Source organism: Caulobacter sp. 1776, assembly GCF_040545685.1.
Taxonomy (GTDB): Bacteria; Pseudomonadota; Alphaproteobacteria; order Caulobacterales; family Caulobacteraceae; genus Caulobacter.
Genome location: NZ_JBEPMI010000008.1, coordinates 64543 through 86478 on the forward strand (window position 1 = coordinate 64543; position 21936 = coordinate 86478).

Below are 21936 nucleotides of genomic sequence, written 5' to 3' on the forward strand. Positions count from 1 at the left end.
AAAGTCCTAGTGGGTCCAGGGCTGCTTGCGGGTGGCCGAGAAGTTGTCGGCATAGGCCTTGATGATCCGCTTTGGGGCCTTGGTCTCGAACAGCTGGAACGCGATCTCGTGGCGCTGGGCGTAGGCCACCGCCTCGTCGCGGGTTTCAAAGGTCAGGCGGATCTGGCCGTTCATGTCGCTAGACTGGGTCCAGCCCATCAGCGGATCGGGCTTGCGGGCCGAGGCAGGTTCGAACTCCAGCACCCAGTCCTTGGTCTTGGCCTTGCCGGACTGCATGGCGTTCTTGGCGGGGCGATAGATGCGGGCCAGCATGGACCTCTCCCAAATACCTTGCCGATGGTCGGAGCGGCAGGATTCGAACCTGCGACATCCTGGTCCCAAACCAGGCGCGCTACCAGACTGCGCTACGCTCCGAAACATCGGCAGGCGCGTGCTCTACAGGGGTTCGGCGCGCGGATCAACAAAGGCCGCGCCCCAACTTCGAGTCTTGATCACCCCTTTGGAAAGATCCGGTGCAGCACGCGATCGCCCGGCAGGATCCCCAGCTGCGCCGCGCGGCCGCCGGCGATCTCCAACACGCCCAAAATTAGGCCGCCGGACGGCAGCGGCGTCTCGTCGTGCGGACGGGCGTTGCGGACGATCGACAAGATCTTCCCGTCCGGTTGAATATAAATGATATCCAGCGGGATCAGAGTGTTCTTCATCCAGTAGGCGGCCGGTTGCGGCCGCTTATAGGTGAACAGCATCCCTCGATCCGGCGCCAGCGCCGTGCGGAACATCAGTCCGCGCCTCTGCTCGCCGGGAGTGGCGGCGATCTCGACCTGAAAGCGCACGCGGCCACGGCCAGTGACGATCTCGACCGTCTCCGGCTTGGGCGCGGCCAGGGCCTCTCCGCCCGCGCAGACGCCAAGCATCAGCCCGGCGAGCAGGCCCCGCCTATCGATCATTCGTTCAGCCACGCGCGCCTCGGTGAAAACCAGTTCTCGACGAGACTAGCTTCCGGGCCGAGGCGGCGAAAGTCAGGCGTCGCCGGCCGTGATTTCCGCAACCACCAAGCCCTTGGGCCCCCGCGCGAACCGCACCAAGACGTCATCGCCTGGCTGCAAGTCCTCGAGCCCGCCCCGACGGAGCGTCTCGATATGCACGAAGATGTCACCCGGCTCGGCGTCGCGAATCACGAAGCCATAGCCTTTGGTGCGGTTGAACCACTTGACCTTGGCGTGCTCGGCCGGTCCCTCGGGCGTCAAGGCATGGCGCCCGTGCCCCTCCCGCAGGAGATCGCGGCGCGGCGGGCCGTCGGCGAAGGTCCGTTTCTGACGCTCGAGCGGCGCCGGCGCGGAGCTTTCGTCGAGATCGACGACCTCGCAGACCTGCCAACCTTTCGGCCTTCGCACCACGTCGCACACGATCACCGCCCCCTCCATGGCGGTTTCGCGGCCGCAGTTACGCAGCGACGTCACATGCAGAAGTACGTCCTTCAGCCCAGTCTGGCCCGGATCATCCGGTACGATGAACCCGTAACCCTTGCCGGCGTCGAACCACTTCACCCTCCCACTGATGCGCACGAACTCTTCGTGCGCCGCAGCGTCCTCGAAATCATAACCAGACATCCCACCCCTCTGGCTCGCCCAATCAGCCCATCGGAGCGAGCACTACGAGAACAGTGTTCTCGCGTAACGAGAGCCGTCAATGACGAAATCACGTCAAAACGACGCGCGGAGGCGATCCGCGACATTTCGTCGCGGCCACACTTGGAAACAATTCTGAAATACAGCCGAAGATGGCAGTCCCTAGGGGAGTCGAACCCCTCTCTCCAGATTGAAAATCTGGCGTCCTAACCGATAGACGAAGGGACCACGTCACGCCGAAGCGGAACATCGTCGAGATATTGGCCTCGCGGGTGGCAGTCCCTAGGGGAGTCGAACCCCTCTCTCCAGATTGAAAATCTGGCGTCCTAACCGATAGACGAAGGGACCACGGCCCCGCGAGGAAGCGGGTGTATAGCCGCGTCGTTTGGGGTGCGCAACCCGCTCGAAGCCGTTTTTTCAGTCCGCCCACATCGCCGGCCAGATCCCGGCCCGAAAGCCTTCAGAGCGCGTAGCGCGCCCCTTGAGCCAAACAGCGTTTGGCTCAAGGATATCAAGATCTAGAGCGCGTAGCGCGCTCTGGGATCATGGGCGTCCTCGATCTCCAGCTGGACGCCGTTGCGGCCCATGTAGTCGTCCGGTTTCAGCTTGCCCACGACGTCCAGGGTTCCGCCGCCAGCCAGCAGCCGCTGGCCGAGCGGGGTCTCGGCGCTGCGCCAGCTAACGGCCTTGATCCGGTCGCCGGTGGGACCGACGAGGTCGAGGCGGACGTGCCCTCCCTTCAAAGCCGACACGCGGTCGGGGCGCACCTGGGTCAGGGCGAACATCGGCTCGGGATTGCCGGGCCCGAACGGCGCCAGGCGCTGGAAGTCGTCCAGCAGCGCCCGCGTCGCCGCGCGCGGCTGGACCAGGGCGTCGATCTCGACCGATTCGACGCCGACCGCTTCCATCTCCTCGGCCAGGCGCTCCTCCAAAAAGGCGCGGAACTCGGGAATCATCTCGGGACGGATCGAAAGGCCCGCCGCCATGGCATGGCCGCCTCCGGCCATGAGCAGGCCCGATTCGAACGCGGCCTGGATGGCCTTGCCGAGGTTCACCCCCGGCTGCGAGCGGCCAGAGCCCTTGCCGACATTGGCGGCGCGGTCGACGCCAATCACCACCACCGGCTTGCGATAGCGCTCGCGCAGGCGGCCGGCGACGATGCCGATCACGCCGGGATGCCAGTCCTCGCCGGCCACGACGATCACCGGCGCTTCGGGATTGAAGTTGCCACGCTCCAGCACGGCCGCGGCCTCCTCGACCACGGCGGCCTCGACGGCCTTGCGCTCGGTGTTGAGGCTATCCAGCTCCTGGGCCAGGGCCGCCGCCTCCAGCGGATCGTCCGTCGACAGCAGGCGCGCGCCAAGGTCGGAGCGTCCGATGCGGCCACCGGCGTTGATCCGAGGACCAAGGATAAAGCCGGCGTGGAACACTGACGGATCGCCCGAACCCTTGCCGACCGCGAACAGGGCCTTCAGCCCCGGATTGGCCCACGCGCCCATGGCCCGCAGGCCCAGCGCCGTCAGGGCGCGGTTGAAGCCAACCAGCTGGGTGACGTCGCAGACCTCACCCAGGGCCACGAGATCCAGCCATTGGCGCAGATCCGGCTGCGGACGTTCGTCGGTGAACAGGCCACGCTTGCGGGCTTCGCGATTCAGAGCCGCGAGCAGGACAAACGTAACGCCGGCGGCGGCCAAGACCCCCTGCCCGCTCTGGCAGCCGGGGCGGTTGGGGTTGACCACGGCGGCCGCGGCTGGCGGATCCTCGCGCATCAGGTGGTGATCGATGACCACCACCTCGAGGCCGATCTCGGCGGCGCTATTGATGGCGTCGTACGCCGCGGCGCCGCAATCCAGGGTCACGACCAGCTCGGCCCCGCCCTCACGGATCGTGCGGAACGCCGCCGGGCTGGGGCCATAGCCTTCTGTCAGGCGGTCGGGAATATAGATCGGCAGCTCGACGCCCATGTAGCGGAACCACCGCACCAACTGGGCGGCGCTGGTGGCCCCATCAACGTCGTAGTCAGCGAACACCATGGTCGGTCGCCCGCGCTCCAGGGCGTCGATCAGGATCTCAGCCGCTCGGTCCATGTCGGTGAAGCTGGACGGATCGGGGAACAACGCCTTCAGGGTCGGGCGCAGATAGTGCTCGGCGTCGTCCAGCAGGACCCCGCGCGAGACGAGGGCCCGGGCTAGCGGCTCGATCAGGCCATGGCGCTGTTGGATGTCGCGCACGACCGCGAGATCCGCCGGGCGCTCGCGCCAAGCGCGACCGCTCAGCGAGCGTTCGACGCCCAGGAAAGCGTCGGAGACAAGATTGGAAACACCGTCAGCGGCCATCCGCACAGACTATCCGTTAACGCGGATTCGCTCCATGCGACGTGGCGACGACAGTCCCGGACGTCGGGACGCCCTCAGGCCTGCATTTCGGCCCGGACGGCCTCGACCTCGTTGGCCGAGCCCAGCACCACCGGCACCCGCTGATGCAGCTTGGTCGGCTGGATGTCCAGGATGCGGGTGACGCCGTCGGTGGCCTTGCCGCCGGCGCGTTCGACCACCAACCCCATGGGGTTGGCCTCGTACATCAGACGCAGCTTGCCGGGCTTTTCGGGCTCCCGAGCGTCCCACGGATACATGAAGACCCCGCCGCGCATCATGATCCGATGGACGTCGGCGACCATCGAGGCGATCCAGCGCATGTTGAAGTTCTTGCCGCGCGGGCCGTCCTTGCCTTGCAGGCAGCCGTCGATGTAGCGGCGTACCGGCTGGGCCCAGTGACGCTGGTTCGACATGTTGATCGCGAACTCGGCCGTATCGGCCTTCACGGCCAGCGCCGGATGGGTCAGCAGCCAGCGGCCGTCGGCGTCAAGCGTGAAGGCGTTGACGCCGCTCGACAAGGTCAGGACCAGCATGGTCTGTGGTCCGTAGACGGCGTAGCCGGCCGCGACTTGGTTGCGGCCCGGCTGCAGGAAGTCGCCTTCCGTCGGCGCATGGCCGGCCGGCGCGGGCAGCACCGAAAAGATCGTGCCGACCGAGACATTGACGTCGATGTTGCTGGAGCCATCCAGCGGATCGAAGGTCACCAGATAGCCGCCGACGCGGCCGGTGGGCTCGATCTCTTCCAGCTCTTCCGACGCCAAGCCCGCGACGGGCGCGCAGTCCTTCAAGGCCTCGCTCAGCATGTCGTTGGTGATGACGTCGAGCTTCTTCTGCTCCTCGTCCTGCACGTTGGTGCTGCCGGCCGCGCCCAGGCTGCCCGACAGGGCGCCGGAGGCGACGACGCGGCTGATCTGGGCGCAGGTCGCCGCGACGGTCTGGACGACATCCTTGAGGGCGGCGTCCGCCGGCTCCGCCGCGAGCCATGCGGCCAAGTCGACAAAGGAAGTCATGAACACCTCGAAACCAGAAAGCAGAACGGCCGCCTCTACAGGACGGCCGTGACAGGAAGGTTTCAGAGCCTGTCCGTTTCTGCCAGCAGAAACGGACAGGCTCCGTCTCAAACATATGGAGCGTGGCGGCCGCCAAAACCGCTCACACTTTTGGCTGCCACGCTCTACACCTTCCGCTTCATGCGGACCTCGCGGACGGTGCCCGTCGAGGAGTTCATCACCAGGGTGTGCGTGTGGACGCAGCCGTCGCGATAGACGACGCCATCCAGAAGACCGCCGCGTGTCACGCCGGTAGCGGCGAAGATCGCCTCGTCCCGGACGATCTCATGCAGGTCATACTTCTTGTCGAGATCGGTGATGCCCCACTTCGCGGCGCGCGCGCGTTCGTCGCCGTTGCGGAACAGGAGGCGTCCCTGGAACTGGCCGCCGACACACTTCAAGGCCGCGCAGGCCAGGACGCCTTCCGGCGCGCCGCCCGAGCCCAGATAGAGGTCGATGCCGGTTGAGGGATCGGTGGTGTTGATCACCCCGGCCACGTCACCGTCCGTGATCAGATGGATGCGGGCGCCGGCGGCACGGACATTGGCGATGATCTCGGCGTGGCGCGGGCGATCCAGCACGCAGACCGTGATCTCGCTCGGCGCGACGCCCTTGGCCTCGGCCAGGGCCTTGATGTTGTCGGCCGGCGACTTGTCGAGATCGATCACCCCGGCCGGCAGGCCCGGACCGCAGGCGATCTTGTCCATATAGGTGTCGGGGGCGTTCAGCAGCGTGCCCTTCGGCGCCCAGGCCATCACCGTCAGGGCGTTGGGCTGTGACTTGGCGGCCAGGGTGGTGCCTTCCAGCGGGTCGAGGGCGATGTCGACCTTGGGCCCCTTTCCCGTGCCGACCTTCTCGCCGATGTAGAGCATCGGCGCCTCGTCACGCTCGCCTTCGCCGATGACGATCTCGCCATCGATGTTCAGCTCATTCAAGGCGTTTCGCATCGCGTCGACGGCGGCCTGGTCGGCGGCCATCTCGTCGCCGCGCCCCAGCATCGTCCACGAGGCGATCGCGGCGGCTTCGGTTACGCGAACGGCGTCCAGGACCAGCGATCGGTCCAGGGTGTTCGAACTCATCCGTCTCTCCCGGCCTCCCCGGAAAAGGAGACCTTGTTCCCAATGTCGCCTTCGGCGCCCGCCTCCCGGCTATTTTGGAGCGTCGCAAGGCGACGATCAAAATAGCCAAGATTTAGTTCTCAGAGCCCTTTTGCCCGATCTGATCAAATTGATCGGATCGGAAGGGCTCTGCGGCGGGTCGTTAGATGCGCGCGACGCGCAGAAGGCGGGGACGCTCTAGCACGGTCTGCAGCTTTTCGATGCGGCTAATCGCGTCCAGAAGCTTCGATTCTGGCGTCGCATGGGTAACGAGCACGATCGGCACGCCGCCCGCGCCTTCGACGGGCTTTTGCAGGAAGCTGTCGATCGAAACGCCGCATTCGGCCAGGGTTTCTGAGATCGCCGCGATCACGCCCGGCTGGTCCTGGACCATGACGCGCAGATAGGCCTTGCCCACGGCGCGGGCCGGGTCGATGGAGGTGAACGAGGCCAGCTCGCCCGCCGGGGTCTGGAACACTGGACGCACGGCGTTGGTCATCACGTCGGCGATGTCGGCGGCCACGGCGGCGGCGGTCGGCCCCGCGCCCGCGCCCGGGCCCTGGACGAAGATCCGGCCGATGCGCTTGCCCTCGATGAACAGCGCGTTCAGCGCCCCGCCCGCCTGGGCCAGCGGATGGTCCAGCGGGGTCAACGACGGATGCACCTTCACCGCGACGCCGTCGTCGGTCTTGGCGGCGCTGGCGACGAGTTTGATGCGATAGCCCAGGTCCTTGGCCAGCTTGATGTCGAGCAGTTCGACATCGCTGATGCCTTCGATCTCCGCGGCGGCGAAGTTCGGGGCGCAGCCGAAGGCCAGCGCGGCCAGGATGCTGATCTTGTGACCCGCGTCGAAGCCGCCGACGTCCATGGTCGGGTCGGCCTCGGCATAGCCCAGGCCTTGGGCCTCGCGCAGCACGTCGGCGAACGAGCGCCCCGTCTTCTCCATCTCCGAGAGGATGAAGTTGCAGGTGCCGTTGAGGATGCCGGCCACCGAGACGATGTCGTCGCCCACCAGGGCCTCGCGCATCATCTTGACCGCGGGCACGCCGCCCATGACCGCGGCCTCGAACAGCAGCGGCGCGCCGTTGGCCTCGGCCAGCGCGGCCAGCTCGGCGCCGTGCTCTGCGATCAACGCCTTGTTGGCGGTGACCACGGGCTTGCCGGCCTTCAGCGCCGTTTCGACGGCCGCCTTGGCCGGGCCATCTGAGCCGCCGACCAGCTCGACGAAGATGTCGACGTCCGGTGAGGCCGCGAGCGCCACCGGATCGTCGAACCAGATGAGATTCGAGATGTCGACTGTACGCGGACGCGATTTGGACCGGGCCGAGACAGCGGTCACGACCGCCGTATCACCGGCCGGCGCGAAATTCGGGCGGTCGGCCAGGAACTGCAGAAGGCCGCCGCCAACGGTGCCCAGGCCCGCGACGCCGACGCGCCAGGTCTTGTTCGTCATCTTCGAATCCTCGTTACGCCGTCCGGACGAGCCTTGTTCAGGCCTGTTCCATCTTGTTGTGGGCCTTGGCCAGGATGGAGTCGGCGTTGGCGATGAATTTCTTCACGTTGCGCGCAGCTTGGCGGATGCGGTGCTCGTTCTCGACCAGGCCGATCCGGACATAACCTTCGCCGTATTCGCCGAAGCCGATGCCCGGGGCGACGGCGACGCCCGCCTCTTCGATCAGCAGGCGCGAGAACAGCATCGAGCCGGCCTCGCGATACTGTTCGGGAATCTTGGCCCAGGCGAACATCGAGGCCGGCGGATTGGGAATGTCCCAGCCCGCGCCCTTCATCGACTTGATCAGCGTGTCCCGACGGCTCTTGTAGATGCCGCGGATCTCGTCGACGCAATCCTGCGGACCATTCAGCGCTGCGGCGGCCGCCACCTGCACCGGCGTGTAGGCGCCGTAGTCCAGATACGACTTCACGCGGGCCAGGGCCGCGCAGATGCGAGCGTTGCCCACCACCATGCCGACGCGCCAGCCGGCCATGGCGTAGGTCTTCGACAGCGAGTTGACCTCGACGGCGATGTCCTTGGCGCCCTCGACCTGCAGGATCGACGGCGGCGGATTGTTGTCGAAATAGATTTCGCCATAGGCCACGTCGCTGATCACCAGCAGGTCGTGCTTCTTCGCCAGGGCGACGGCGTCCTTGTAGAAGTCCAGGTCCACCCACTGGGCCGTCGGGTTCGACGGATAGGACAGGATCAGCACGCTGGGCGGTGGCACCGAGTGCTTCACCGCGCGGCTGATGTTGGACAGGTACTCTTCGGGCGACAGGGCCGGCACATGGCGGATGATGCCGCCGGCCATGATGAAGCCGAAGGCGTGGATCGGATAGGCCGGGTTGGGGCAGATGATGACGTCGCCGGGACCGGTCAGGGCCTGGGCGAGGTTGGCGAAGCCTTCCTTCGAGCCCAGGGTGGCGATCACCTCGGTGTCAGGGTTCAGCTTCACGCCGAAGCGGCGGCCGTAGTAGTTGGCCATCGCCTTGCGCAGGCCGGGGATGCCCTTCGAGGCGGAATAGCGGCCCGCCTTGGGATCGCGCGCCGTCTCGATCAGTTTGTCGACGATGTGCTGGGGCGTGGGCATGTCCGGATTGCCCATGCCGAAGTCGATGATGTCGGTCCCCTCGGCGCGGAGGCGGGCCTTGATCTTGTTGACCTCTTCGAAGACGTACGGCGGCAGGCGGCGGATACGATGAAAATCGGTGCTCATTGGGGGCTCTATGCGCCTCTTCGGCGCGTCGGGAGCGAAAGTCGGGCATGGATAGACCCCAAGCGGGGTCGCGCCAAGCCAGTTCAAGGACGATTATGCCTTCGTCGGCCTATTTAGGCTGCGACGAAGGCGCGCTAGCTCGGCCACGCGCTGCGCGCGCGAAGGCTTCGGTGTCGGCGCGATCGGCGTCGGTCGGGGCTTCGAAGGCCGGCGCTCTGGCGTCGCGGCGCGCCTTCGTGGCGTAGCCTTCGCTGTCCTTCAGCTCCCAAGTGCCCGGTGCGACGGCCTTGGTCAGAGCCGCGCCGGCGGCCTGCTGCTGGACGACGGCCGCGCGGACCTGGTCGGCGGTCGGCACGTCGGTCGGGATCGCCGGAATGTCCGAGAACTTGCGATACGACGCCTTGGTCTTGGTCGCGGCGGTCGCCGCGGCGGCGACGGGCGAGCCGGGATCGACCTTGGCCGCCGTGAACGGACTGGCGACGCACGCGGCCGCGCCGGCGGCGAGGCCGACGATCAGAGCGACACGTACGATTTTGCGGGTTTCGCCGTTCATTGGTTCTGGTCTTATGCGATGATCGCGGCGAGCGAAAGGCGTTCGGCGCCGCTTTTCGTGAACTGGCTTTGGACAACCGGAGGAAACCTCATGCCCACGGCGAAGGCGGCTCCCAAGCCTAAGAAAAAGGCCGCCCCCAAGGTCGAGACCGCCGAACCCAAGGCCAAGGCCCCGCCGAAGAGCGCGAAGTCCAAGGCCAAGCCAGAGACCGTCCAACCGCCGCCGAAGACCGAATCGGCGACCTCGCCTCAAGGCTCGCACGCGTCCGGAGGTCCTGGCGCCCCGCCGTTCGAAGCCGTACTGTCGCCCGACCAGCTGAAGATGGTCGAGACGCTGTCCGCCAATCTGGCCCGCGCCGCCGTCACCGCCCAGGGCGCGATCGCCGAGGCGGCTCTGCGGCAGGCCGACCGGCCGGCGGCATTGTCCCCCGATCCGTTCCACGTCGCCCCGGCCCTGAACGAGGTGATGACGCGGCTCGCCGCCCAGCCCGACCGGCTGATGCGCGCCCAGGCGGATCTGTTTGGCCAGTACGTGGACTTGTGGCAATCCACCGCTCGCCGCGCCGCCGGCGAGGAGGTCGCGCCGGTGGTCGCCCCGGCCGCCGGCGACAAGCGTTTCAACGACCCCGACTGGGCGTCGAATCCGATGTTCGACCTGATGAAGCAATCCTATCTGCTGTCCTCGAACTGGCTGAACGGCCTGATCGCGGAAGTGGAAGGCGTCGATCCGGCCGCGAAGCGCCGGGTCGAGTTCTTCACCAAGATGCTGACCGACGCCTTCTCGCCGTCGAACTTCCTGATCTCCAACCCCGCGGCCCTACGAGAGGTGGTGCAGACCCAGGGTCAGAGCCTGGTGCGCGGCATGGAGAACTTCGCCGCCGACCTCGAGCGCGGCGGCGGCCAGCTTGCGATCAGCCAGACGGATCTGGCCAAGTTCAAGGTCGGAGAGAACGTCGCCACCGCACCCGGCAAGGTCGTCTACCAGAACGACATCCTGCAGCTGCTGCAGTTCAATCCGACCACCGAGACGGTCTGCGAGATCCCGCTGCTGATCTTCCCGCCGTGGATCAACAAATTCTATATCCTGGATCTGCGCCCCGAGAACTCGATGATCCGATGGCTGACCAGCCAGGGCTTCACGGTGTTCGTCGCCTCGTGGGTCAATCCCGACCAGAAACTCGCGGCCAAGACCTTCGAGGACTACATGCTGGAAGGCGTCTATGACGCCACCCAGCAGGTCATGACCCAGTGTGGCGTCGATAGGGTCAACACGGTCGGCTACTGCATCGGCGGTACCTTGCTGTCGGTCGCCCTGGCCCACATGGCCGCGCGCGGCGACAAGCGGATCAACTCAGCCACCTTCTTCGCCGCTCAGCAAGACTTCGCCGAGGCCGGCGATCTTCTGCTGTTCACCAACGAGGAATGGCTGCAGTCGATCGAACAGCAGATGGACGCCGCAGGCGGCTTCCTACCCAGCCAGTCTATGGCCGACACTTTCAACGCTCTGCGCGGCAACGACCTGATCTGGTCGTTCTTCGTCAGCAACTACCTGATGGGCAAGGAGCCGCGGCCCTTCGACCTCTTGTTCTGGAACGCCGACCAGACGCGGATGCCCAAGGCGCTGCACCTGTTCTATCTGCGCAATTTCTACAAGGACAACGCCCTGACCACGGGCAAGCTCAGCCTGGGCGGCGAGCATCTGGACCTGTCGAAGGTGACGACGCCGATCTACGTCCAGTCGTCGAAAGACGACCACATCGCCCCGTACCGCAGCGTCTATCGCGGCGCCAAGGCCTTCGGCGGACCGGTGACCTTCACCATGGCGGGTTCGGGCCACATCGCCGGCGTGATCAACCATCCGGACGCCAAGAAGTATCAGCACTGGACCAACGAGGGCCTACCTGGCGACGTCGGAGAGTGGATCGCCGGCGCCCAGGAGCATCCGGGCTCGTGGTGGCCGCACTGGGCCACCTGGCTGAAGGCGCGCTCGGGCGACCAGATCCCGGCCCGCGATCCGAGCAAGGGACCGTTGAAGCCCCTCGAGGATGCTCCCGGCAGTTTCGTGATGGTGAAGTCGCAGCCCTGACGGGCCGCGACCTCGTCAGGGTCAAATCACGCCGATTTCATAGGCCAGCTCAAGCGGCAGGGCCTCGCTGCTCTCGATCATCGCGCCGGCCAGGTCCAGGTGCTCGCGGAAGCGAGGGTCCTGACGGAAGCGCGCGCCATCCTCCGCCGTCTCGAACGCCGAGAGCATGAGGACTGTGTTCTTCTCGGCCGACTTGAACAGGCGACCGCCGCGCACCCCGGCGACCGTGCCGCGGATACGCTCCAGGTGCGCCGTCTGCAGCGCCATGAACTCCTCGAAGTGACCCGGCTTGACCCGGATCACGCTGACGCTGAGCACCGGCTTGCTTGGTTGGGCGTCGGCGGCCAGGGCGGTGGCGACAGCGAGTTGGTCGGGAACGGCGAGGGTCATGGAAGCTCCTTGAAGGCTTGCGAGGTCAGGAGCCTCTCCTGTAAAACCTCAACCATAGTTGAGGTCAAGCGCCGATGTCGAAATCCTTCTCGCCCCCGACTTTGAGCATCGGCGAGGTGGCCAAGCGCAGCGGCGTGGCGGTCTCGGCGCTTCATTTCTACGAGGCGAAGGGGCTGATCCGCAGCCTGCGCACCGACGGTAACCAACGGCGCTATCCGCGCGGCGTTCTGCGGCGTGTGGCGGTGATCAAGGTGGCCCAGCGCACCGGCATGCCCCTGGCCGAGATCAAGGACGCGCTGGCCGCTCTGCCCGACGACCGCGCCCCCAGCGCCGACGACTGGAGGACGCTATCGACCAATTGGCGCGACGAGCTGGACGCTCGCATCCTCCGCCTCACGCAGCTTCGCGACCAGCTGGGCGACTGCATCGGCTGCGGATGCCTGTCGCTGACCGCTTGCCCATTGCGCAACCCGGGCGACGCCCTGTCCGCCGAAGGTTCAGGTCCGCGGCTGCTGGAGCGCAAAAATGGCTAAGGCCGCGCCAAAGATCCGCGTTCGCCTAAATCCCGCCAGGATCGCGGCGAAGCTTCCGCCCATGCTCACGCTCGACCGTCGAACAGCCCTGGGGATGTTCGCCGCCATGCCCATGTTGGCGGGCGGCGGCGCGAGCCATGCCTTGATCCCGAACGCTGGCGCCAAGCTGGCCGCCGCTGCTCGTCGGCAGATCGGGATCACCGTGGACTACGACCCCAGCTACCGCTCGATCGACTATCCGAACGGAGACGTACTGCGCACCAGCGGCGTCTGCTCGGACGTGCTGATCCGCGCCGCTCGCGACGCCTGGGACATCGACCTGCAGACGCGCGTGCACGAGGACATGGAGCGGGCCTTCGCCGCCTACCCCTCGCGCCGGGAATGGGGCCTGACGTCACCGGACGCCAATATAGATCACCGGCGGGTGCTGAACCTGGAGACCTTCCTGGCGCGTCAGAACGCCCGCCTGCCCCTCCCCGGCGCGCGGCCGTTCGGAGGTGACGCCTTCGACGCGCCTCAGCCCGGCGACGTGCTGACCTGGCGGCTGGCGGCCGGCGCGCGACCGCATCTGGGCGTGGTGGTCGACGGCCCTCAGCGCGTGCGCGTCGCCCACAACATCGGCGACGGCGTCCACGAGGAGCCGCTGTGGATGTTCAAGCTGCACAAGCCCGCCGGCCACTACCGCTGGCGGGTCTAGAACGAGGGGCTAGAGGCCCGCGTCTTCCTTGAGGCCCAGGGCGATGTTCAGGTTCTGCACCGCCGCGCCCGAAGCGCCCTTACCCAGGTTGTCGAGCAGGGCCACGAGGCGCGCCTGACCGCTGGTGTCCGAGCCGAACACGAAGAGCTTGAGACGGTTAGTGCCGTTCAGTCCCTCGGGATCCAGCGTCGTCAGACCCTTGGCTTCCTCCAGCGAGGCGACCTCGACGAACTTCTCGCCCTTGTAGTGCGCGCACAACGCGGCGTGGATATCGCCCAGCGACGGTGTCCCGTTCAGGCACGAGAAGTGCAGCGGCATCTCGACGATCATGCCCTGCAGATAGCGCCCCACGGCCGGCATGAAGATCGGCCGGTTCAGCAGGCCGCCGTGCTTCCGCATCTCCGGCACGTGCTTGTGGGCCATCGACAAGCCGTAGATCCGGTACGGGACATCGGTATGGTTCGGAGCGCTGGCGTCCTCGAACTCGGCGATCATCGCCTTGCCGCCGCCGCTATAGCCCGAGACGGCGTTGTAGGAGACCGGCAGTTCCGGCGGCAGGATGCCGGCCGAGACCAAAGGCCGGGTCAGGGCGATCGCGCCCGTCGGATAGCAGCCCGGATTGGAGATGCGCTTGGACGCGGCGATCTTGCCCCGCTGCGCCTTGTCCAGCTCGGCGAAGCCATAGGTCCAGCCTTCGGCCGTGCGATAGGCGGTCGAGGCGTCGATGATCACAGTCTCGGGATTCGAGACCAGCGACACGGCTTCCATGGCCGCATCGTCGGGCAGGCACAGGATCACGGCGTCTGCGCCATTCAGCATCTCGGCGCGGGCGGCGGCGTCCTTGCGCTTCTCCGGATCGATCGAGACCAGTTGCAGGTCGGTGCGGCCGATCAGGCGCTCGCGGATCTGCAGGCCGGTGGTGCCGACTTCACCGTCGATGAAGACCTTGGGGGCGTTCGCCATGGCGGACTCCGATCCAGACAAGAGATGGAATGGACAAGAAAAAGGGCGCTTCGGATGACCGAAGCGCCCTCTTCCAAACGCGTACGAACCGCGTTTAGCGCTTCGAGAACTGGAAGCTGCGGCGGGCCTTGGCCTTGCCGTACTTCTTACGCTCGACCACGCGGCTGTCGCGGGTCAGGAAGCCGTGCGGCTTCAGGACCGGGCGCAGGCCGGGCTCGTAATAGGTCAGGGCCTTGGACAGGCCGTGACGGATCGCGCCGGCTTGGCCCGAGAGGCCCGAGCCTTCCACGGTCACGACGACGTCGAATTGACCGAGGCGATCGGTCACTTCCAGGGGCTGGGCGATCATCATGCGCAGCACCGGACGCGCGAAGTAAACTTCCTGGTCGCGGCCGTTGATGGTGATCGAACCCTTGCCCGGCTTGATCCAGACGCGAGCGATCGCGTTCTTGCGCTTGCCGGTCGCGTACGAGCGGCCTTGGGCGTCGATCTTGGGCTCGGCCGGGGCGGCCGCTTCCGGGTTGCTGGACAGGCTAGCCAGCGCGTCAAAGCCTTGGGCGTCGGTCATGGCTTAGAGGCTCCGGGTGTTCTTGGCGTTGCGCGAAGCGAAGTCGATGACTTCCGGGCTCTGCGCTTGGTGCGGGTGCTCGCCGTTGTTGTAGATGAGCAGGTGGGTCAGCTGCTTGCGGGCAAGCGGGCTTTCCTTCGGCAGCATGCGCTCGACGGCCTTCTCCAGAACGCGTTCCGGGAACTTGCCGCCCAGCACCTTGCGCGGGGTGGTCGACTTGACGCCGCCCGGGTGACCGGTGTGGCGATAGTAGACCTTGTCGTCCAGCTTCTTGCCGGTGAACTTCACCTTGTCGGCGTTGATCACGACGACGAAGTCGCCGCAGTCGACGTGCGGGGTGTAATCAGGACGGTGCTTGCCGCGAAGACGCATGGCGATGAACGTCGCCAGACGGCCGACAACGGCGTCCTGGGCGTCGACCACGATCCACTTCTTCTCGACCTCGGCGGGCTTCAGGGAAGCCGTGGTCTTTTGCATGGGATTGATCCGTAATTTCTGGGCGTCCGAACCCGAGAAAGCCGGTTTCGTCCGTGTGAGGCGCGGCATGTACGGGAGGGTTCGCGGACTGTCAACAACGGCGCGCCAAGAAACTTACAAAATCCATACAAAACAAATAGATACAGTATGTGGTAGTATAATACCTCATCGCCGTGTTCGAACCGTCATCAACGGCGGGCATAGCCAGGGCAGTCAACGCACACACGGGCGCCAACCATGTCCTTTTCCCGCAGAAGCTTCCTTGGCGCGACCGCCACCAGCCTGGCCTTCGCCGCCTTCTCCGCCCGCGCCCAGGACGAGGCGGTCGAGGCCGAGAGCTATCTCAACGAGGTCGAGGGCTATGGTCCGCTGGTCGAGGATCCCAAGGGGATGCTCGATCTGCCAGCGGGCTTTCGCTACCAGGTCATCGCCCAGGCCGGCGAGACGATGAGCGACGGCTTCCTGCTGCCCGGCAAGGCCGACGGCATGGGCTGTTTCTCCGTCGACGCCGAGCGCGTGCTGCTGGTGCGCAACCACGAGCTGTCGGTCGGCGATTTGCATCAGGGCGCGTTCGGCCTCTCCAACCACCTGGTCGACCGCATCGACCGTGCCAAGGTTTGGGACTTCCACAACGGCGAGCGTCCCCTGCCCGGCGGCACGACGACCCAGCTCTACAATCTGAAGACCCGCCAGACCGAGCGCCAGCACCTCAGCCTGGCCGGCACCATCGTCAACTGCGCCGGCGGCGTGACGCCCTGGGGCTCGTGGCTGACTTGCGAGGAGACCACGCTGGAGTCGGGCCTCGAGGTCGGTAAGAGCCACGGCTATGTGTTCGAGGTTCCCAGCGCCCATGTCGGTCTGGTCCAGCCGGCGCCCCTCACCGCCCTCGGCCGCTTCAAGCACGAGGCCGCCTGCATCGATCCGCGCACTGGCGTGGTCTACATGACCGAGGACGTGGCCGACGGCCTGTTCTACCGCTTCCTGCCCAACGACCGGCGCAACCTGGGCGCCGGCGGCCGCCTGCAGGCCCTGGGCCTGGTCGACGCGCCGGGAGGCGGCGACACCCGCAACCAAGAGGAAAAGACCTTCCCGCCCGGCGGCTGGAAGGCCGTGCGCTGGATCGACCTCGACGGCGTCGACAATCCTTACGATGACCTGCGCCGACGCGGCTTCGCCAAGGGCGCGGCGGTCTTCTGCCGAGGCGAAGGCGTGTTCTTCGGCCGGGGCGAGCTCTATTTCGCCTGCACGGCCGGCGGCGCGGTGGGCTCCGGCCAGCTGTTCCGCTATGTCCCGAGCGCCGTCGAGGGCCAGGCCGGCGAGAAGGACCAGCCTGGCAAGCTGCAGCTGTTCGTCGAGAGCCAGAACGACCGGGTGCTGGACTATGCCGACAACCTGGTCGTCGCGCCCTGGGGCCACGTCATCGTCTGCGAGGATCGCTATTCGGACACGCTGCGCAACCACCTGCGCGGGGTGACGCCCCAGGGCAAGGTCTACACCCTGGGCCGCAACGTCTTCGTGGGGAATTCGGAGTTCGCCGGCGCCTGCTTCTCGCCCGACGGCGGCACGATGTTCGTCAATATCCAGAACCCCGGGATCACCCTGGCGATCACCGGGCCCTGGGCGACCGTCAAGGCCTAGGGCCGATCGACATTCAACATTGGCCGCCCTTCTTAATCCGCTCATCCCCGCGAAAGCGGGGACCCAAGCGGACTTTCGGTGCGTGGCTCGGTCCTGAATCCATCCGCCGACTCGGCTTGGGTCCCCGCTTTCGCGGGGATGAGCGGTGTTTGGGGTTGAATGTCGATCGGCTCTAAAAGCGTTCTTGAAGGTCATGCGTCGTCGTCCTCACGCGATCGCTCGCTGAAGGTGTGGGGAGGCGACGGAGCGGCCGGGCGAACCCGGAGACCGTGAGTTTGATTTTACGTTTCGGCTCGGACGACCGCTCCGCCAGGCTGTTCTTGCCCGTGAGGACGGCGGGCGTGAGCGTTATCTGCTCGGGCCTCCGTTACCCCCGGACGGGCGTGGACCAAGTCGATCGGCTACATCCGTCTCGACCCCGACGATCCACGATAGGCGGCTTGTACGATCACCGCCCTGTCGCTCCGCGCTCGGCTAACCCCTCGGCCTTCGTGTGGTCCCGGATCTATCCACGAACAGACCACCACCCGAACCGAGGCGGCGCCCACGCGGCCCCGCTCAACCTATCCCCGCCGCCGCTTTGGGCCGGATCCAAGCGCCCTCCCCTTGCGACGGGGACAGCTCTGAGTATGGGGCGGGTTTGAACGCGGATCATTCAGACGCGCGTAAAAGTGAGAAGTGGTTGAATTCGTGGGGTTCGATCTCGCGAACACCGGGGATAGAGGCGGCTCAATCCCCGTACTGGCCCCCTCCGCGCCTGCGGCGCTCCTCCCCCGGAGGGGGAAGAAGGTCATCCTTCCGCCCCCTCCGGGGGCGGACGACCTGCGTGAGCAGGTCAGGTGGGGGCCAGCGGCGTTGGCCGGCTCCCCTGCTCCGCCCGCTTCGCCCGCCCCAGCCGCTCGACCGCCGCCCTAGAACAGCCAGCGCTTCTTCTTGACCTTGGCCGTCCCCGCCGGCGCGGCGGCGGCCGGGGTCAGCGCTTGCCCGTCGAAGCCGAAGGCGTGGCGCATGACCTGGAAGATGTAGCTTTCCTCGACCACGCCACGCAGCAGATAGGCCTGCGGGCCGTCGGCGAAGATCCCGACGTCCTCGCCGCCGTGGGCGGCGCTGGGCAGGTTCACGGCCGCCTGCTGGTGGTAGTCAATGTCGTCCAGGTCTTCCTTGGTCGGATCGGCGCGGGTGTCGTTGCCCAGCGGACCGCCGGGGCCGGTGGCGAACATCAGGGTGGTGTAGGCCTTGCCGTCGGCGGCGATGGCGGGCTCGCCTTCATTGCCCGCCACGCCCAGGATTGGCGCGTTGCGCGGGGCATAGCCCGAGATCACCAGGCCGTGGCTATGGTCGGCGGTGACGACGACCAGGGTGTCCTTCAGGTCGACCTTGGCCAGGACGGCGGCGATGGCCTTGGAGAACTCCACCGTCTCGCTGAGCGTGCGCTTGGCGTTGCCCAGGTGGCTGCCCATGTCGATCTTGCCGCCCTCGACCAGCAGGAAATAGCCGTTCGGGTTCTTGGACAGCACGTCGACGGCCGCGGTCGCCATCTCGGCCAAGGTCGGCACGCCCTGGCCCAGCACCGCGCGCTCCACCTCGTAGGGCAGATGCTCGGGCGCGAAGAGACCCAGCACGTGGCGCGTGTCGGGTCCAAGGGCCTTCAGCTGGTCGACGGTGGTGACATAGGACGAGCCCGCCCCTTCGGCCTTCAGCCATTCGGCCGTCAGGTCACGGCCGTCGGCGCGCTTGCCGTCCTTGTCCTCGGGCAGGAAGCGCGACCGACCGCCGCCCATGACGACGTCCAGGCGCAAGGCGTCCGGCGCCTCGATCAGCTGACGGGCGATGTCCTTGCAGCCGCCCTGCAGGGCCTCGACCGGCATGTCGCTGTCGCCTTCCCAATCGCGATAGGCGGTGTGGGCGTAGGCGCCGGCCGGGGTGGCATGGGTGACGCGGGTCGTGGTCACGACACCGGCCGCCAGGCCCTTGGACTTGGCCAGCTCGGCTAAGGTCTCGACGCGATGGCCGGCCTCGGTCTCGCACTTCTCGCCCAGCGCCGCGCCGGTCAGGCCGATGATCTTGTTGCGCGTCTTGACGCCGGTCATGATCGCCGTGATGCCGGCGGCGCTGTCGGTGACCTGAGTGTCGTGGCTATAGGTCTTGGAGAGCGCCGCGTAGGGCAGCTTTTCGAACGCCAGCGAGTTCGACTCGCCGTCGACGCCCTTCAGCTGACCATCATAGATGCGGCCGGCCGTGACCGTCGAAATGCCCATACCGTCGCCCAGGAACAGGATGACGTTCTTGGCCTTGCCGGTGTTGGGAACCACGGTCAGCTGACGCGCCAGGGCGGCTTCGCCCGCCTTGTAGTACGGGTCGGCGGCGCTGACCGAGGGCGGCGTCGAGGCCGGAGCCTGAGCCAGGGCGAACGCGGGAATGGCGACGGACGCAACGAGGGCGAGAACGACAGGCGAGAAGATGGGGGGGCGGATCAAGGCCAAGCTCCATGAGGAATCGGCCCGATTTGCGCTCGACGTGTGACAGTTGTTCCGGGCTTTTGTTTCAGCCCGAAAAATCAGGGTCTGCGCACCCGCCAGGCGAACACGGTCGCCGTGGCCAGCAGCAGCGCGGCTCCCGCCTGGTGCAGGACGCCCAGGGCGATCGGCACGCCCGCCATCAGGGTCCAGACGCCCAGGCCCGCCTGCAAGGTGACGACGAGAGCGACCGCCAGGGCCACGGCCTTGCTGCCGGCCGCTAGCGGGCGATCCCGCCCCGCGACCACGCCGATGACGATCCCGGCGATGAACAGGAGATAGGCCATCAGTCGGTGATGCAGCTGCACCGCGCCCTGACTGTGAGCCAGCGTGCCCCAAAAGCCATGGCCCGCGTACTCGGCGGGGAACAGATGGCCATTCATCAGCGGCCAATCGTTGTAGACCAGACCCGCGTCATTTCCGGCCACCAGCGCGCCCAGCAGGCTCTGGAAGAACACCGCGCCCAGGAAAGCCAGGGCCCAGCCGCGCCACGCCGAACGCTCCTCGACGCGGGGCGAACCGCTCCAGGCGTCCAGGGCGGTCCAGATCAGGACCACAAACAAGGCCAGCGCCAAGCCGAGATGGAGCATCAGCCGCTCGGGGGCGACCGAGACCCGCTCCGACAGGCCGCTCGACACCATCCACCATCCTACGAGCCCCTGCAGGCCGCCCAGGCCCAGCATGACCGCGCAGCGCCAGATCAGGCGACGCGGGATATCCCGGCGGATCAGGAAGACCACGAACGGGATGGCGAACACCACGCCGACCGTGCGCCCCAGCAGGCGATGCGCCCACTCCCACCAGAAGATGCCTTTATAGCCCTCCAGGGTCATGTCGGGATTGACCAGCTGGTACTGGGGGATCTTCTTGTAGAGCTCGAAGCTCTCGCGCCAGGCCTGGTCCGACATCGGCGGCAACGCGCCCATGATCGGTTTCCACTGGGTGATCGAGAGACCCGAGTCCGTCAGGCGGGTGGCCCCGCCGACCACGACCATGGCGAAGACCATGGCGGCGACGATGAAGAGCCAGATCGCGACGGTGCGCGAACGGTCTGAACGCAGGAAAGACGTCATAGGATCGGAAAAGCGTCACTTATGGGCCGAAATGCGGCGAGACTTCCCTACGCCCGCAACTTGCGCGCATCAACGTTTCTGTGGCTGAGCATGACGGGCCCGGCGCTTCATGCGAAAATGGGCCTTCCGGGGGCGGAGAAGACGATGAGCGGCATGGGCGTTTTCGCGGCGGCGGTGATCGGCATCCTGGCCGGCTGGGTCGCCGACCTGGTGCTGGGCCGGCGCCACTCGCTGTTCATCAAGCTCTTGATCGGCGTGATCGGCTCGTTCATCGGAGCGTTCATCGCTTCGCGCATCGATCTGCACTTCGCCGGCTTCGTCGGTGAGCTGGTCGTCTCCAGCGTCGGCGCGATCCTGTTCCTGGCCGTGCTCGGCCTCTTCCGGAGAACCGCGTGAGCGCCCCTTTGATTCCGGCCCGCCAAATTCCGGCAAAATGGCGCAAGCTGATCGGCTCCATCGGCGTGATGGTGATCCTGTTCGCCTGGATCTGGGCCTTCACCAGTCTCTATGACCGCCTGCCCCAGAACCGCTTCGTGCACCTCGTCTATTTCGTGGCGCTGGGCATGGGCTGGATCCTGCCGATCATCCCGATGATCTCGTGGATGGGCAAGGCCGACAAGCCGCTCTAGCCGCTCACTCGATGACGCCCCGCCTGATCTCCGGCCGAGCATAGGGATCGAACCGAACCGCCGATCGAGACGCCAGGGCCGAGGCCGGTGGCGGGGTTTTGACCGCTGAACCCTTGAGACGCGCCGCCTGAATCTTTCGCGGAGCCTGCCGCTCGCGCAAGGCCGGAACAAATGGCAGGGTTTGAAGGCCCTCGGCGGTGTCGAAACGCGCCGCCGCCGCCACGCCGCCCAAGGGCATCAGCACCCCCCGTCGGGCGATCGCCAGTCGGAAGGTGTGCCCCTCCCCGCCGAATTCGACATTGACCGCCAAGGTGCGGACGCGATCGTTCAGCCAAGGCTTTTCCAGCACGACCAGCCCGGTCACCATGTTCCGGGGATCGATCGTCGTGGTTCGCAGGACGCCCAGGGTCTCGGGCGCGGTCGGACGACCGTACGAATCGATGATCGCGGTCGCATCGACGCCATAGTTGATCGCCGAAACCGCTCCGTTCGCCGCGGAGCCTCCGATGCGGGCGCGCTCCCTGGCTTCGCGCTGCAAGGTCTGGACAGGGATCAGCTTCGCGGCTCCTCCGTCCTCGTAGACCGCCCCGACGTTCTCGTATCCGAAGTTCACCGGCGCGCCGCCGATGTTGATCGCCGTCACCGCCAGAACGATGCGATCCTCGAACTCCAGGGCGACGGGGGTGATTTCGACCACCCCCGCCCTGGCTCTTGAAATCAAGGTTGGTCGGCCACTCTGGTAGTGCGCCAGGCTGGCGCCGCTGGGCGCCGCGCCGACGCTGTAGGGCGTCGTGGCGCAGCCGCCGGCCAACAAGATCGAAGCTAGAACGCCACTCAGGAACATCCTGCCCATGCCCGGTCCCCCAACCGTAAGCTTGAGCTAAGCCTCTGCCCTTATTGGTTAATTCTTTGACACCGATGACAAAAACGAAAAAGGGCCGCCTTTCGGCGACC

The 21936-nt window shown here is 66.6% G+C and carries 21 protein-coding genes, 3 tRNA genes and 1 pseudogene; 6 read left to right on the forward strand and 19 right to left on the reverse strand.

What is annotated here, in order from left to right:
* Positions 1–6: 6 nt before the first annotated feature.
* The 12 genes and pseudogenes from ABIC66_RS20930 to ABIC66_RS20985 all read right to left on the reverse strand — a co-directional run bounded on the left by ABIC66_RS20930 (position 7) and on the right by ABIC66_RS20985 (position 9413).
* Positions 7–312, reverse strand: a complete 306-nt coding sequence (locus ABIC66_RS20930) for an ETC complex I subunit (RefSeq protein ID WP_354072800.1) — start codon at positions 310–312, stop codon at positions 7–9.
* Between the two features lie 25 nt (positions 313–337).
* A tRNA-Pro gene (locus ABIC66_RS20935) sits at positions 338–414 on the reverse strand.
* 77 nt (positions 415–491) lie between these two features.
* A pseudogene (locus ABIC66_RS20940) lies at positions 492–1093 on the reverse strand (DUF192 domain-containing protein).
* The gene (gene cspD / locus ABIC66_RS20945; RefSeq protein ID WP_354072802.1) at positions 1020–1610 is read right to left on the reverse strand and encodes a stationary phase survival cold shock domain protein CspD; all 591 of its coding nucleotides are present in this window, start codon (positions 1608–1610) and stop codon (positions 1020–1022) included. The pseudogene ABIC66_RS20940 and the gene cspD overlap by 74 nt, the downstream one beginning before the upstream one ends.
* 171 nt (positions 1611–1781) lie before the next feature.
* Positions 1782–1856, reverse strand: a tRNA-Glu gene (locus tag ABIC66_RS20950).
* A gap of 45 nt (positions 1857–1901) precedes the next feature.
* Positions 1902–1976: transfer RNA gene (locus ABIC66_RS20955), tRNA-Glu, on the reverse strand.
* A gap of 170 nt (positions 1977–2146) precedes the next feature.
* Positions 2147–3964, reverse strand: coding sequence for a single-stranded-DNA-specific exonuclease RecJ (recJ, locus tag ABIC66_RS20960; RefSeq protein ID WP_354072804.1), 1818 nt, complete (start codon positions 3962–3964; stop codon positions 2147–2149).
* A 74-nt stretch (positions 3965–4038) separates the two neighbouring features.
* Entirely contained in the window at positions 4039–5013 is a 975-nt protein-coding gene (locus tag ABIC66_RS20965; protein ID WP_354072806.1) for a class 1 fructose-bisphosphatase, read from the reverse strand.
* 164 nt (positions 5014–5177) lie between these two features.
* Positions 5178–6131: a class II fructose-bisphosphatase gene (gene glpX / locus ABIC66_RS20970; protein WP_354072808.1), complete on the reverse strand. Its 954-nt coding sequence runs from the start codon at positions 6129–6131 to the stop codon at positions 5178–5180.
* 181 nt (positions 6132–6312) lie between these two features.
* Positions 6313–7602, reverse strand: coding sequence for a homoserine dehydrogenase (locus tag ABIC66_RS20975; RefSeq protein WP_354072810.1), 1290 nt, complete (start codon positions 7600–7602; stop codon positions 6313–6315).
* A gap of 37 nt (positions 7603–7639) precedes the next feature.
* Entirely contained in the window at positions 7640–8860 is a 1221-nt protein-coding gene (locus ABIC66_RS20980; RefSeq protein ID WP_354072812.1) for an LL-diaminopimelate aminotransferase, read from the reverse strand.
* A 109-nt stretch (positions 8861–8969) separates the two neighbouring features.
* Positions 8970–9413 carry a hypothetical protein gene (locus ABIC66_RS20985; RefSeq protein WP_354072814.1) on the reverse strand — a complete coding sequence of 148 codons (444 nt, stop codon included), beginning with the start codon at positions 9411–9413 and terminating at the stop codon, positions 8970–8972.
* A gap of 90 nt (positions 9414–9503) precedes the next feature.
* On the opposite strand from ABIC66_RS20985, the gene ABIC66_RS20990 reads away from it, so the two are divergent.
* Positions 9504–11498, forward strand: coding sequence for a class I poly(R)-hydroxyalkanoic acid synthase (locus ABIC66_RS20990; protein ID WP_354072816.1), 1995 nt, complete (start codon positions 9504–9506; stop codon positions 11496–11498).
* 21 nt (positions 11499–11519) lie between these two features.
* On the opposite strand, the gene ABIC66_RS20995 is transcribed toward ABIC66_RS20990, so the two are convergent.
* On the reverse strand, positions 11520–11888 hold the full coding sequence (locus ABIC66_RS20995; protein WP_354072818.1) for a putative quinol monooxygenase: 369 nt from the start codon (positions 11886–11888) through the stop codon (positions 11520–11522).
* A gap of 74 nt (positions 11889–11962) precedes the next feature.
* Between ABIC66_RS20995 and soxR the strand changes: the two genes are divergently transcribed.
* Both soxR and ABIC66_RS21005 read left to right on the forward strand, forming a co-directional pair.
* Positions 11963–12421, forward strand: a complete 459-nt coding sequence (gene soxR, locus ABIC66_RS21000; protein WP_354072820.1) for a redox-sensitive transcriptional activator SoxR — start codon at positions 11963–11965, stop codon at positions 12419–12421.
* Between the two features lie 61 nt (positions 12422–12482).
* On the forward strand, positions 12483–13118 hold the full coding sequence (locus ABIC66_RS21005) for a DUF1287 domain-containing protein (protein WP_354072822.1): 636 nt from the start codon (positions 12483–12485) through the stop codon (positions 13116–13118).
* A gap of 9 nt (positions 13119–13127) precedes the next feature.
* On the opposite strand, the gene argC is transcribed toward ABIC66_RS21005, so the two are convergent.
* From argC to rplM, 3 genes are all read right to left on the reverse strand, one after another.
* A complete protein-coding gene (argC, locus tag ABIC66_RS21010; RefSeq protein ID WP_354072824.1) occupies positions 13128–14081 on the reverse strand; it encodes an N-acetyl-gamma-glutamyl-phosphate reductase in 954 nt (317 codons plus the stop codon).
* Between the two features lie 94 nt (positions 14082–14175).
* Positions 14176–14649 (reverse strand): 30S ribosomal protein S9, encoded by a 474-nt coding sequence (rpsI, locus tag ABIC66_RS21015; protein ID WP_354072826.1) that lies wholly within the window; start codon positions 14647–14649, stop codon positions 14176–14178.
* Between the two features lie 3 nt (positions 14650–14652).
* Positions 14653–15126 carry a 50S ribosomal protein L13 gene (gene rplM, locus ABIC66_RS21020; protein WP_354072828.1) on the reverse strand — a complete coding sequence of 158 codons (474 nt, stop codon included), beginning with the start codon at positions 15124–15126 and terminating at the stop codon, positions 14653–14655.
* Positions 15127–15363: 237 nt separating this feature from the next.
* Between rplM and ABIC66_RS21025 the strand changes: the two genes are divergently transcribed.
* Positions 15364–16764, forward strand: a complete 1401-nt coding sequence (locus ABIC66_RS21025) for an alkaline phosphatase PhoX (protein WP_354072830.1) — start codon at positions 15364–15366, stop codon at positions 16762–16764.
* 911 nt (positions 16765–17675) lie between these two features.
* Here the strand turns inward: ABIC66_RS21025 and ABIC66_RS21030 are convergent.
* Together ABIC66_RS21030 and ABIC66_RS21035 are read right to left on the reverse strand one after the other, a co-directional pair.
* The gene (locus tag ABIC66_RS21030) at positions 17676–19241 is read right to left on the reverse strand and encodes an alkaline phosphatase family protein (protein ID WP_354072832.1); all 1566 of its coding nucleotides are present in this window, start codon (positions 19239–19241) and stop codon (positions 17676–17678) included.
* An 80-nt stretch (positions 19242–19321) separates the two neighbouring features.
* A complete protein-coding gene (locus tag ABIC66_RS21035) occupies positions 19322–20353 on the reverse strand; it encodes a COX15/CtaA family protein (RefSeq protein ID WP_354072834.1) in 1032 nt (343 codons plus the stop codon).
* A 144-nt stretch (positions 20354–20497) separates the two neighbouring features.
* Here ABIC66_RS21035 and ABIC66_RS21040 point away from each other — a divergent pair, with 144 nt between their 5' ends.
* On the forward strand, positions 20498–20749 hold the full coding sequence (locus ABIC66_RS21040) for a GlsB/YeaQ/YmgE family stress response membrane protein (RefSeq protein WP_354072836.1): 252 nt from the start codon (positions 20498–20500) through the stop codon (positions 20747–20749).
* A complete protein-coding gene (locus ABIC66_RS21045) occupies positions 20746–20982 on the forward strand; it encodes a DUF2842 domain-containing protein (protein WP_354072838.1) in 237 nt (78 codons plus the stop codon). The genes ABIC66_RS21040 and ABIC66_RS21045 overlap by 4 nt, the downstream gene beginning before the upstream one ends.
* Before the next feature lie 4 nt (positions 20983–20986).
* Here the strand turns inward: ABIC66_RS21045 and ABIC66_RS21050 are convergent, their stop codons facing one another.
* Positions 20987–21835: a hypothetical protein gene (locus tag ABIC66_RS21050; protein WP_354072840.1), complete on the reverse strand. Its 849-nt coding sequence runs from the start codon at positions 21833–21835 to the stop codon at positions 20987–20989.
* Between the last annotated feature and the right edge of the window lie 101 nt (positions 21836–21936).